This window comes from Shewanella sp. A22 (assembly GCF_053850585.1).
Map to the genome: position 1 here is coordinate 1 of NZ_JBSQBN010000130.1, position 13165 is coordinate 13165.

12 protein-coding genes are annotated in these 13165 nt (G+C 40.8%); 10 read left to right on the forward strand and 2 right to left on the reverse strand.

Translation table 11 applies throughout. The features are described from left to right. Positions 1-424 precede the first annotated feature (424 nt). Positions 425-1660 (reverse strand): hypothetical protein, encoded by a 1236-nt coding sequence (locus ACWXWT_RS17495; protein ID WP_456042857.1) that lies wholly within the window; start codon positions 1658-1660, stop codon positions 425-427. A 283-nt stretch (positions 1661-1943) separates the two neighbouring features. Continuing rightward, complete coding sequence (ettA, locus tag ACWXWT_RS17500; protein WP_456042858.1) at positions 1944-3611, reverse strand: energy-dependent translational throttle protein EttA; 1668 nt, start codon at positions 3609-3611, stop codon at positions 1944-1946. 261 nt (positions 3612-3872) lie between these two features. On the opposite strand from ettA, the gene glyA reads away from it, so the two are divergent. From glyA to ACWXWT_RS17550, 10 genes are all read left to right on the forward strand, one after another. Next, positions 3873-5126, forward strand: coding sequence for a serine hydroxymethyltransferase (gene glyA / locus ACWXWT_RS17505; protein ID WP_456042859.1), 1254 nt, complete (start codon positions 3873-3875; stop codon positions 5124-5126). Positions 5127-5235: 109 nt separating this feature from the next. Continuing rightward, positions 5236-5685, forward strand: coding sequence for a transcriptional regulator NrdR (nrdR, locus tag ACWXWT_RS17510; RefSeq protein ID WP_456042860.1), 450 nt, complete (start codon positions 5236-5238; stop codon positions 5683-5685). 82 nt (positions 5686-5767) lie between these two features. Further along, positions 5768-6913: a bifunctional diaminohydroxyphosphoribosylaminopyrimidine deaminase/5-amino-6-(5-phosphoribosylamino)uracil reductase RibD gene (ribD, locus tag ACWXWT_RS17515; RefSeq protein WP_456042861.1), complete on the forward strand. Its 1146-nt coding sequence runs from the start codon at positions 5768-5770 to the stop codon at positions 6911-6913. 63 nt (positions 6914-6976) lie between these two features. Further along, the gene (locus ACWXWT_RS17520; RefSeq protein WP_456042862.1) at positions 6977-7636 is read left to right on the forward strand and encodes a riboflavin synthase; all 660 of its coding nucleotides are present in this window, start codon (positions 6977-6979) and stop codon (positions 7634-7636) included. A gap of 108 nt (positions 7637-7744) precedes the next feature. Next, entirely contained in the window at positions 7745-8848 is a 1104-nt protein-coding gene (ribBA, locus tag ACWXWT_RS17525; RefSeq protein WP_456042863.1) for a bifunctional 3,4-dihydroxy-2-butanone-4-phosphate synthase/GTP cyclohydrolase II, read from the forward strand. 123 nt (positions 8849-8971) lie between these two features. Beyond that, complete coding sequence (gene ribH, locus ACWXWT_RS17530; RefSeq protein WP_456042864.1) at positions 8972-9448, forward strand: 6,7-dimethyl-8-ribityllumazine synthase; 477 nt, start codon at positions 8972-8974, stop codon at positions 9446-9448. A 13-nt stretch (positions 9449-9461) separates the two neighbouring features. Then, positions 9462-9866, forward strand: a complete 405-nt coding sequence (nusB, locus tag ACWXWT_RS17535) for a transcription antitermination factor NusB (RefSeq protein WP_456042865.1) — start codon at positions 9462-9464, stop codon at positions 9864-9866. Between the two features lie 87 nt (positions 9867-9953). Next, on the forward strand, positions 9954-10910 hold the full coding sequence (gene thiL, locus ACWXWT_RS17540) for a thiamine-phosphate kinase (protein WP_456042866.1): 957 nt from the start codon (positions 9954-9956) through the stop codon (positions 10908-10910). A 10-nt stretch (positions 10911-10920) separates the two neighbouring features. After that, the gene (locus ACWXWT_RS17545; RefSeq protein ID WP_456042867.1) at positions 10921-11418 is read left to right on the forward strand and encodes a phosphatidylglycerophosphatase A family protein; all 498 of its coding nucleotides are present in this window, start codon (positions 10921-10923) and stop codon (positions 11416-11418) included. Positions 11419-11529: 111 nt separating this feature from the next. Next, entirely contained in the window at positions 11530-12924 is a 1395-nt protein-coding gene (locus tag ACWXWT_RS17550; RefSeq protein WP_456042868.1) for a hypothetical protein, read from the forward strand. Positions 12925-13165 lie beyond the last annotated feature (241 nt).

The following is a 13165-nucleotide window of genomic DNA, read 5'->3' on the forward strand; positions in this document are numbered from 1 at the left end:
TGATTGAAGCGAATAGTGATCCTCGGTAACAAGCTCCTGCGTTACTCTACCTCCAGTATCTGACCGCCATGGATGGTGGGAATGTCTTATTTTTTATGGAAAAAAATAGACCATGCAGTCGTATTTTAAAAGCATCTAACGAAGCATAAAGGACTTTGCAACCCGCCAGAATGAGGTCTCTCAGGTATTCCACTTCTGTGTTACATCGATTTAAAAGGGAACAACCATTTCTACATCAATGCGCCTTGAATTGAAAAACCTGAGAGACTCTGAACTGACCAGATATTTAATGGGATTGGTATAAATTCTAATGTGGATTGGTATAACGTTATTCGATAAATAAAGGCAACAAAAAAGCCATATCGAATGATATGGCTTGGTGATGATTAATTAACGGCTTTATATCAAAAAGCGGCCTAAATTATTATTTTTCGATGGGTTCGTTAGTAAACTCAATATTTTGTTTTTTAGTCGCAGGTGCAACGCCCATAAAGTATTCATAACCTTTATCAGATGATTTCTTTTCTGCATTTTCATCACTTAACTTAACACTCGTTTGATCAGAAAATAGAGTATATTTCGCTTTAGGTTTTTGGGGGGTTGGTTGTGTTTGTTTCGCTGTTGGCTTGAGAATGCCTTTTGGTACTTCCACCGACACTACCTTTGATTTATTGCTCGTTTTATCCGGCGAACCAACATTAGCGAATTTATAATTAAATACACCGTTACCTTCTATGTTTTCTACGCTGGATTTATCTTGATTTTGATATGACGCTAATATTCCATGTTTACCTAATGGCATTTCATGGAACAATTTTTTCCCTGTGCCGATTTTAGTACCATTAACATACCAATCTGCAGGCACGTTACTAATTAATGTCACCATTGCTGATTTTAGGCCTAATTCTTCATTTAACATTGAATCAATTTTATTGTTATAAGAAGGTTTGAACTGCATCGCTACTTTGTAGCGTAAATCGCCTTTCATGTTCATGTTGGCGTCAATCACCTCATATGACAACAAAACGCTTTTGTCATTTAAAAAGGGAGATTCATTACGGGTACTTGATAAAATGCTACTTTTGGATTCTTTTAAACAATCCGCAATTGATTGATATTTTGAACACTCAGTCGAACCATTAATATTGACTGGCAGTGTACTGCTGGATTTTGATAAATCAGTAATTAAGCGATCTGTAATATCTGTTTTGAGTTTAAATAATTGCTGACTTTTGTCTGTACGCTTTTTATTTATTGTCTCATATTCAGCTAATATTTCAATTTTTTCAGCTTCAAGACGTTTGCTGTCTTGCTCTACTTTTTGAGTCAATTCATCGACGGAATAAATAGACGCTTCAATTTTTCTATAGGTTTCAGTAAGCGCCGTTTTTGCTCTAATTACATTAGGTAAATCGGCAATGAGCTCATCATAATGTTGCTTTTCTGTAATAATTGATTTTTTTAGACCTTCTACGTCATAAGCTTTTTTATTAAGCTGTGAGAATTTGTCATTAACAGTGATCAGCAGGGTATCGATATCGTATTGATTTTCAATTTGTTTGAGAGTCTGCTTTTCTGACGTGGTAATGACTTCGAGTGCCGCAAATGAGTTGCTTGCGTATAAGTACAATAAAGCAAGGCTAATTGAAACGTATCTCACTGATTTCTCCATTAAATTTCTCTACAAGCTGGAACCATCGACACTCTGAATGCGCTGAGAATAATCAGCAAAGAGTAAAATAATCCATTAATAATTTATAATACTGAAGTTATTTTGGCTTTACAAACAGATTGTGGTGCATTGCTCACATTAACTTGACAAAATTTTGACATAAATGAGGGGCACGCGGCTGTTATCGTGAGGATGTCCTCTAAAATACTGTTAAATAAAATAAAGCAGAATATGTTAACTCTGCTTTATTCATTAACCATTGTTAGGTGAGTTACTTATTCAAACGCTTATATTTTAATCGATGAGGTTCCACTACATCGGTTCCTAACGTCTCTTTTAGCCAGTTTGAATATTCAGTATAGTTTCCTTCATAAAAGTTAACTTTACCTTCATCTCGGTAATCAAGAATATGGGTCGCAATACGGTCTAAAAACCAACGGTCATGGGAAATAACCATTGCACAACCTGGGAACTCTAATAATGCTTCTTCTAGTGCTCGCAGTGTTTCTACATCAAGATCGTTGGTTGGCTCGTCGAGTAATAATACGTTGCCACCTGCTTGTAACAATTTGGCTAAGTGGACTCGGTTGCGCTCACCACCCGATAGGGTGCCAATGATTTTTTGCTGATCGCCACCACGGAAATTAAAACGTCCTACATAAGCACGACTTGGTATTTCTGTGTTGTTAATACGCATGATGTCGAGGCCGCCAGAAATCTCTTGCCACACTGTATTTTTGTCATTCATTGAATCACGGAACTGCTCAACAGAAGCAATTTGAACTGAGTCGCCAACAGAAATACTGCCGCTGTCTGGTTGCTCTGTACCAGATATCATTTTAAATAGGGTTGATTTCCCCGCGCCGTTAGCACCAATAATGCCGACGATAGCGCCTTTAGGCACGGTAAAGCTGAGATCATCAATTAACACTCGGTCGCCATAAGATTTAGTTAGATTGGTTACTTCAATAACCTTATCGCCTAAGCGTGGCCCTGGTGGAATAAATAGCTCATTAGTTTCGTTACGCTTCTGGTAATCATTGGTGTTGAGTTCTTCAAAGCGTGCCATACGGGCTTTGCCTTTAGACTGACGTCCTTTTGCCCCTTGGCGCACCCATTCTAATTCTTTAGCAATGGTTTTTTGACGAGCACTTTCAGTTGATGATTCTTGTTGCAAGCGGGCATCTTTTTGCTCAAGCCATGAGGAATAGTTTCCTTCCCAAGGTATTCCTTCGCCGCGGTCGAGTTCTAAAATCCAACCCGCTGCATTATCTAAGAAGTAACGGTCATGGGTAATGGCCACAACGGTGCCGTTATATTCTTGTAAGAAATGCTCTAACCATGCTACTGATTCAGCATCCAAATGGTTGGTTGGTTCGTCAAGTAATAACATTTCTGGTTTTTCAAGCAATAAACGACAAATCGCGACTCGGCGACGTTCACCACCTGAGAGTACGGCAACTTTTTCATCCCAATCAGGAAGGCGTAAGGCGTTTGCTGCTCGTTCAAGGATATGGTCAAGATTATGTGCATCTTGTGATTGGATGATGGCTTCTAATTCACCTTGCTCTTTTGCAAGTGCGTCGAAATCTGCATCGGGTTCAGCATAAGCAGCATAAACTTCATCTAAACGTATTAATGCATTTTTAGCTTCACTTAATGCTTCTTCAACAGCCTCGCGAACAGTTTGTTGTTCGTTTAAGCGTGGTTCTTGCGGTAAGTAACCAATCTTAAGCCCAGGCATTGGTCGAGCTTCACCTTCTATTTCGGTATCAATTCCCGCCATAATGCGCAGTAATGTTGATTTACCAGAGCCGTTTAAACCAAGCACGCCAATTTTGGCACCAGGAAAGAAACTAAGTGAAATGTCTTTTAAAATTTGCTTTTTAGGCGGGACAATTTTACCCACACGAAGCATGCTGTATACAAATTGAGCCATAATGATACTGTCTAATTGTCAACAAAGATGGTGATAATTCTACTGTATTATTGGTTTAACTCAACAGGCAATTGTGTGATTGAGTGTAGTGCACCTTTTCGATTAAAAATGCTCATTGATTTGTCCTGTTTTAGTGATAAACATGAATCGTTTTGTATTCAGAACACAGTGAATTTCATGTTGTTTCTACTGTAAATCAGTATCGTTGCAGAGTAGAATACCGCGCAACCCTACTATATAGACAATGATGTTGGAGCTACCATGTTGAAGAAAGCGATGAATATTGCGGATTATGATCCAGATTTATTTAAAGCCATTGAAGATGAAACTTGTCGTCAAGAAGAACATATTGAATTGATCGCGTCTGAAAACTATACCAGTCCACGTGTGATGGAAGCGCAAGGTTCGCAGTTAACCAACAAGTATGCTGAAGGTTATCCTGGTAAGCGTTACTATGGTGGGTGTGAATACGTTGATGTGGTTGAAACCTTAGCGATTGAACGTGCAAAAGAATTATTTGGTGCTACTTATGCTAACGTGCAACCACACTCTGGTTCACAAGCAAACAGCGCTGTGTTCATGGCGTTATTGCAACCAGGCGACACGGTGTTAGGTATGAACCTCGCTCACGGTGGCCACTTAACTCATGGTTCTCCAGTTAACTTCTCTGGCAAGCTTTATAACATTATCCCTTACGGTATCGACGAGTCTGGTAAAATTGACTACGACGAAATGGAACGCTTAGCTGTTGAACATAAGCCTAAGATGATCATCGGTGGGTTTTCTGCTTTTTCTGGTATCGTTGACTGGGCTAAAATGCGCCAAATTGCTGATAAAATCGGTGCATACTTATTTGTTGATATGGCCCACGTTGCAGGTTTAATCGCTGCTGGTGTATACCCAACGCCTGTACCACATGCACACGTAGTTACATCAACCACACATAAAACATTAGCAGGCCCACGCGGCGGTATTATTATTTCTGCAGCTAACGATGAAGACTTATATAAAAAGCTAAATTCTGCAGTATTCCCTGGTGGTCAAGGTGGTCCTTTAATGCACGTTATCGCGGGTAAAGCCGTTGCATTTAAAGAAGCATTAGAGCCAGAGTTTAAAGTGTATCAACAGCAAGTGGTTAAAAATGCTAAAGCCATGGTTGAAGTCTTTTTAGCCCGCGGTTATAAAATTGTCTCTGGCGGTACTGAAAACCATTTAATGTTGGTTGATCTCATTGGCCGTGATTTAACCGGTAAAGAAGCTGACGCAGCATTAGGCAGTGCTAATATTACGGTGAATAAAAACTCAGTTCCAAATGATCCTCGTTCACCGTTTGTAACTTCAGGTATTCGTATCGGTTCACCAGCTATTACTCGTCGAGGCTTTAAAGAAGCAGAAGCGAAAGAGCTAACAGGTTGGATTTGCGATATTTTAGACGATGCATCTAATACTGCTATTACTGAGCGCGTAAAAGCGCAGGTATTGGCTTTATGTGCTAAGTTCCCTGTATACGGTTAATCGCTAATGTGTATGGCACTCAGGTTTAGGTTAACCTTGTGCCGCAAATAGGATAAACTTTAATGGCCGCTAATTGTTAGCGGCCATTTTGTTTTCTGCAGGAGGTTCAATGCATTGCCCTTTTTGTAGCGCGACCGATACCAAAGTAATAGATTCTCGATTAGTGGCGGATGGTCACCAAGTTCGTCGCCGCCGGGAATGTACCGAATGCCATGAACGTTTTACCACGTTTGAAGGTGCAGAATTAGTCATGCCTAGAGTGATAAAACGTGACGGCACTAGGCAACCCTTTGATGAAGATAAACTGCGTGGCGGCATGTTGCGGGCAGTAGAAAAGCGTCCTGTGTCGATTGATGAGATTGAACAGGCGCTGACTAAAATCAAATCAACACTTCGTGCAACAGGTGAGCGAGAAGTGGATTCAGAAATGATTGGTAATCTAATGATGGAGCAGTTAATGAGCCTAGATAAGGTTGCCTACATTCGTTTTGCGTCCGTTTATAGAGCCTTTGAAGACGTGTCTCAATTTGGCGAAGCTATCGCGAAACTGCAAAAGTAATTACTGATTAAGACCGTGTTGTTCGAGCGTAGGTTATGTATGGTGCACGAAGATAATATGGTGTCGAAAAAAGGTTTCTTTTATGTCTAACTGGTCTAATTTCGATATTGAAATGATGAGCCGTGCGATTATGCTGGCAGAGCGAGGACGTTATACTACTCGGCCTAACCCTTGTGTAGGCTGCGTGATTGTTGCAGGAAAACAGGTTGTTGGTGAAGGTTTTCATCAACGCGCTGGTCAAGGCCATGCCGAAGTCAATGCACTGAAGATGGCAAAAGATAAAGGCTTGTCGACAGAAGGCGCAACGGCTTATGTCACGTTAGAGCCTTGCAGTCATTATGGCCGAACACCTCCTTGTGCTTTAGGCTTAATTAACGCCAAGGTTGCTAGAGTTATTGTTGCTGTAACCGATGCCAACCCTGAGGTGTCTGGACGTGGAATTGCCATGTTGCGAGATGCGGGTATTCAAGTCGATGTGGGTCTGCTGACCGAACAAGCTTACGCTCTTAACCTTGGCTTTATGAAGCGCATGAAAACAGGGTTGCCCTGGGTGACGGTAAAGATTGCAGCCAGTTTAGATGGTAAAACGGCGTTGTCCAATGGCGTGTCAAAGTGGATTACCGGCAGCGCTGCCCGAGCCGATGTGCAAAAATACCGTGCTAGGAATTGTGCATTAATTACCGGTGTTGAAACCATTCTTATTGATGATCCTAGCCTTAATGTTCGCTATGAAACATTAGGCGAACTGACTACTAGGCATACAAAAGATGAACTATTCCAGCCTTTAAGAGTGGTACTAGACAGTCGCGCTAGATTAACGGCAACACAACAATTTTTTTCAATTCAAAGTCCTATTTTATTAGTTTCTGGTTGTGATTATTCAGACGGTGTTAAAGCGACTTTTCCTGAACATGTGTCTTTTTTACAGTTAGAGTGTGACTCGTCAGGTAGAATCCCATTGGTAGCTTTGCTAACGTATTTGGGCCAACAGGCGAATACTGTTTTAGTTGAAGCGGGGGCCACCTTAGCAGGGGCTTTTGTCGCGCAAAATTTGGCCGATGAAATTGTGCTCTACCAGGCGCCTAAACTACTGGGTAGCCATGGTAGAAATATGTTGCAACTGCCTGATTACAACGCGATGGAGCAAACACCAGTGCTGCAATTAATTGATGAGCGTAACGTCGGACAAGATAAGCGTTATATTCTCAGATACAATCAACCCTATTAAAGTGCGAGTTGCAGGGCCAAAACCTGAGCAAGAGCAAAGTAAATAAACCAAAAGTGAGTCATTATGTTTACTGGGATAATTGAAGCCCTTGGTACGTTACGTAAAATTGATCGCAAAGGTAACGATATTCGCTTGACCGTTGCCAGTGGTAAATTAGATTTAACCGATGTAAAGCTAGGGGACAGTATTGCTACAAACGGAGTGTGCTTGACCGTAGTTGAGTGCCTTGGTGATGGCTATGTTGCAGATATATCAGCAGAAACTGTCGAGCTCACAGGTTTTAGTCGTTATCAAGTTGGTCAGCGGGTTAATCTTGAAAAAGCCGTTACGTCGACAACAAGGTTGGGTGGACACATGGTCAGTGGCCATGTTGATGGTATCGCTAAAGTTGAGCAATGTGACTACAGAGGCAAAGCGCTTGAATTTTGGCTGTCTGCACCGGTTCAATTGAGTCGCTACATTGCGCATAAAGGGTCAATCACCATTGATGGTGTGAGTTTAACCGTAAATGAAGTTGATGGAACTCGTTTTAGGTTAACGATTGTGCCTCATACTGCTGGAGAAACCACGCTGGTGGATTTAAAGGTGGGTGACAGCGTTAATATCGAGGTGGATTTAATTGCGCGTTATTTGGAACGCTTGATGCAACCAGAAGTTAACCAAGCACAGTCATCGTCAGGTGTGACGATGGAACTGCTCGCTAAGTCAGGTTTTTTGCGTTAACGACCATAATCAATAACACTTGTACCCAAATGAAAACAAAACATCACAATACAAGAAGATTTAATGCCTCAGGATTAAATCAATAACTACATTAATAAAGGTCTGACAATGGCGCTACATAGCATAGAAGAAATCATTGAAGATATTCGTCAAGGTAAAATGGTTATCTTGATGGATGATGAAGACAGAGAAAACGAAGGTGATTTGATCATGGCCGCTGATAAAGTGACGCCTGAAGCAATCAACTTTATGGCAACTTACGGACGTGGATTGATCTGTCAAACGCTAACTAAAGAGCGTTGTGAGCAACTCAACTTGCCGTTAATGGTGACGAACAATAATGCGCAGTTTTCAACTAATTTTACCGTTTCTATAGAGGCAGCAACAGGCGTTACAACGGGGATTTCAGCTCATGACCGCGCCGTAACCGTTCAAGCCGCTGTGGCAAAAAATGCTAAAGCGGCTGATTTAGTACAACCTGGTCACATTTTTCCATTAATGGCACAAGAAGGTGGGGTGTTAACGCGTGCAGGTCATACTGAAGCGGGTTGTGATTTGGCTCGGTTAGCAGGCTGCGAACCTTCAGCTGCGATTGTCGAAATTCTTAATGACGATGGCACCATGGCACGTCGTCCTGATCTAGAGATTTTCAGTGAAAAACATGGTATCAAGATGGGGACGATTGCTGACCTAATTGAATACCGAAATACGAATGAAACGACCGTTGTACGTGAAGCTCAATGTAAATTACCAACACGGTTTGGTGAGTTCACTATGGTGACGTTTAGAGATACTATTGATAATCAACTTCATTATGCATTGGTCAACGGTGAAGTTAAACCAAACTGTTTAGTTCGGGTTCATTTACAAAATACTTTTAATGACTTATTGCATTCTGAACGTGATCAGAAACGCAGTTGGCCATTAGAAAAAGCCATGGCTCTCATTGCCTCCGAAGGTGGTGTTTTAGTGTTACTTGGCAATGACGAACATACCAGTGATGTGTTGGCTAAAGTGAAAGCATTTGAAGCCGAAGATAACGGCCAATCGCCCGCGCCAGCTATGTGGCAAGGAACGTCACGCAGAGTCGGTGTAGGATCGCAAATTTTGGCGAGTTTAGGTGTCACAAGTATGCGCCTATTGAGTTCTCCAAAACGTTACCATTCATTGTCAGGCTTTGGCTTGGAAGTGACAGATTATATAGCCGAATAATCTTGGTCGATGGTAAATTTAACAATTTCATTAATTGCATAGCGCTCAGGGCTAATGGCTGTGATATCATAGCGCCTCTTTTTGCCCCGAGCTGGGTGCTTTAGCTAATTTAGGTAAGATAGAATGAACGTAGTTCAAGGTAATATCGAAGCGAAAAATGCCAAAGTGGCGATCGTAATATCGCGATTCAATAGTTTTTTAGTTGAAAGTCTGCTTGATGGCGCAATAGACACATTAAAGCGTTTCGGCCAGGTTAGTGATGACAACATCACTGTTGTGCGTGTTCCTGGTGCGGTTGAATTACCGCTTGCTGCAAAGCGTGTTGCTGCAAGTGGCAAATTTGATGGCATTATTGCACTCGGTGCAGTGATCCGCGGCGGTACTCCTCATTTTGATTTTGTTGCTGGCGAATGTAACAAAGGTCTTGCGCAAGTTGCGTTAGAATATGACCTGCCTGTTGCATTTGGTGTGTTAACTACAGATACCATCGAACAAGCAATTGAACGTTCAGGTACTAAGGCAGGTAACAAAGGTGGCGAAGCCGCTCTTGGTCTGCTTGAAATGGTTAATGTACTGCAACAACTAGAACAACAGCTGTAATAGTAGGAAAAGTATGAAACCTTCAGAGCGCCGTAAGGCCCGCCGTTTAGCCGTTCAAGCCATATATTCATGGCAGTTAAGTAAAAATAATGTTGCTGACGTAGAACATGAGTTTTTAACTGAACAGAACACTGATGGTGTTGATGTGGCTTATTTTCGTGAGCTATTCACTGGCGTGGCGTCACAAACATCACACATTGATGAGCTGTTAAAGCCGTTTCTTGATCGTGATTTTGAAGATGTGTCACCGGTAGAAAAAGCCATAGTGCGTTTAGCTACTTACGAGTTGACCTTCCGTAAAGATGTGCCGTTTAAAGTGGCTATTAACGAAGGTATCGAGTTAGCGAAAGCATTTGGTGCCGATGACAGTCACAAGTTTGTTAACGGCTTGCTTGATAAGTTAGTGAAGCATAAGTAACACCAGAACGGTATCTTCGGATACCGTTTTCATTTCTTATTAATTGTTTCAAAATTAAGGTGGACGGTTTACCGTACCAGATTAAATGTGAAAGAATTTCAACTCATCGAACATTATTTCCGTAATAAAGGCCAAAAAAGACGCGACGTCGAGCTAAGTATCGGAGACGATTGTGCCTTAGTTAATCCTGCTGAGAATAAATCGTTAGCGATATCATGTGACACTCTTGTCGAGAATGTCCATTTTTTAGCCGATATACCTGCACATGCATTAGGTTATAAATCTTTAGCGGTAAATTTATCTGATTTAGCAGCAATGGGTGCAGAACCTGCTTGGTTTACGTTAGCATTAACCTTGCCGAGTGTTGAGCAGCCATGGCTTGAGAGTTTTAGTGAAGGCTTGTTTGAGATTGCTGAGTACTATGGCATTGCCCTTATTGGTGGTGACACGACTCGTGGTCCGCGCAGTATTAGCATTACCATTAATGGGCAAGTGATAAAAGGCACTGCTTTAACGCGTTCGGGTGCCAAAAATGGTGACTGGATATACGTTACGGGTACTTTAGGGGATTCTGCATTAGGTCTGGATATACTTCGTGGGGCTAAGATAGTTAATTCCGAAGATAAAGAATACCTTATTAATCGCCATTATTATCCGACACCTCGTGTGTTAGCAGGTCAAGCGCTAAAAACGCTAGCGACCAGTGCTATTGATTTGTCGGATGGATTAATATCAGATTTAGGTCATGTGTTAATGGCCTCTAAAGTGGGGGCGATTGTTGATGTTAGCCAACTTCCGTTATCTGTATCATTAAAAGCCAATCTCAGTCGTGATGAAGCATTAAGTTATGCGTTAACCGGGGGGGAAGACTATGAATTATTATTTACAGTACCTGAGTCTCAACGTGGCGCAATTGATACAGCCTTAATTCATGCTGGGGTTAAATTTATCAAAATAGGCCAAATTTGTTCAGGCGATAAACTCAAACTTGTCGACGATGGTATTCCTTTTACGCCTATATCACGCGGTTTTGAACATTTTTAATTGAAGCATTATGAAACTACTTACCCAAGATAAATTTGTTAATAAGCTGTCTTTAGCTAATCCAATACACTTTTTAGCATTAGGGTTTGGTAGTGGTAAAGCGGCTAAAGCTCCAGGCACCTTTGGTACTTTAGCTGCTATACCGTTGATATTGTTGATGCAACAATTGAGCCTCACCCATTACCTGATTATTACCAGTATTAGTATGCTTGCCGGCTTCTATATTTGTGGCAAAGCTGCTAAGGATATGGGGGTGCATGATCATGGTGCCATTGTGTGGGATGAGGTTGTTGGTTTGATGATAACGATGATAGCTGCTCCGCTTGGTTTATTGTGGTTAGCTATTGGATTTGTATTTTTTAGGTTTTTCGATATTGTTAAGCCGTGGCCTATTCGCTGGCTTGATGCCAAAGTCCATGGTGGTTTCGGAATTATGATTGATGATGTATTAGCTGGTGTTTTTTCACTTATTTGTCTACAGAGCATTGCATATTATTTTTCTAATTGAATGCATTGCTTTGTTCTGGTTCATTCCACTCAATCGCCTCAAAAAAGAGGTACATGAGATTTCATTTGTGTTGGCACCATGTCAGTAAACAAGATAAGGAAAAAGTGTAAAATGAACAATGACGAATATGAAGTTTTTTTCGAAGAAACATTTTTAAATCTCAATAGTGAGTTGAAGACGGTTTCTCATAGCATTTACTTAAAGCCAAATATTCCGTCAAAAAAACTTGCTGGCGCTATTGGGAATTATGCAAAAGGTATTGCACCAGAAGAAGTCCTTGTCCTAATTGATGACACCCTATTTGGGGGCGCAAAAGAAGGAATGCTCATTACTTCATACGAGGTTATGGGTAAAGAAAAATTCGAAGACGCAATTTGCATCTCTCATGACGAAATAGAAGATATTGGTTTTCCCAAAAAGCATAAACTGCACATTAATGGTGTTTTGCATTTTACTTTTACACAACCTGATAACAATGCTCTCATCACTTTGATGAATAACCTTCACATGACCATAGCTAAGTTAAATGAAGCGTTAAGTGAGAATCAAGAACACGTAAATGATGACATCACTGAATTGAATGATGAGCTCATATCAGAACCTGAAAGTGAACATCCCGAGCAACATCCAACTATCACAACATCAAATGACGATACCCAAAAGGATAATGTTACCGATAGTGTTGACCTTCGATCACAACAATCAAATGAAGCCATCGATGAGAACAGGTTAGCTAAAGAATCAGCTATATCTAGTGCCACTGATAATAACGTTAAGGCAATCGAAGTTGACGATCGTTCCAATTTAAAACTAAGGGTGTTCAGCAGTGATTCACTGTATCCGTCTATCAAGAAGAGTTATCACCTTGAACAGGTAAATAGTGGCATTTCGATGTATTTTGGGGAGAGTTCTAGCCAATACAAGGCATTTGGTGAAATTTTGGTGAAAGCTTGCCATAAGGCTGTTGTTAAGTTTCGAGATATTATGGTTGTCAAAGCTGAGTGCGAAGAAATGGCTAATAATGCTGCCACTATTGAGGTGCTCTGTCATTTCGTCAGTATAGCTATCATAAAGTTGCAAAATGAAGGTGTTCCAAGCAAATTTATCGAGCAAGTACTTGTAAATAATATATATGCAGCATTTTTGATGAAATCCACTGACAGAAATAGCGACATGTGGGCCAACATAATGAAGGTCGTTACAGCGTATATTGGTGCCTATGAGAAATCTGGCGACTGTATCAACATGGAGCTGTTTATCATAAGGTTAGTTGGCTGTAACCTTTTAGGAAAGTTCGATACTGACTTACAAAATATTATTGCTGTTACTTACCCTGACGGAAAGGCCGCTGGTGAAGATATGTCATATATGGCTAATAAATACGATGGAAGTTTTTATAAATATAACAAATGGATTGAATCAGAAATGAATTCGTTAGTTGAAAGCGCATTTAGGATTGTGAATAAAAGTAATGCACCTGAAAAGAATGTACACCACTGGGATTAAATTACTCAAATTCCAGTTACTTGTTATACCAATCCCATTAAATATCTGGTCAGTTCAGAGTCTCTCAGTTTTTTCAATTCAAGGCACATTGATGTAGAAATGGTTGTTGCCTTTTAAATCGATGTAACACAGAAGTGGCATACCTGAGAGACTCCATTCTGGCGGGTTTCAAAGTCCTTTATGCTTCGTTAGATGCTTTCAAAATAGAATCACTATTCGCTTCAATCATCTGCCTTGCCTA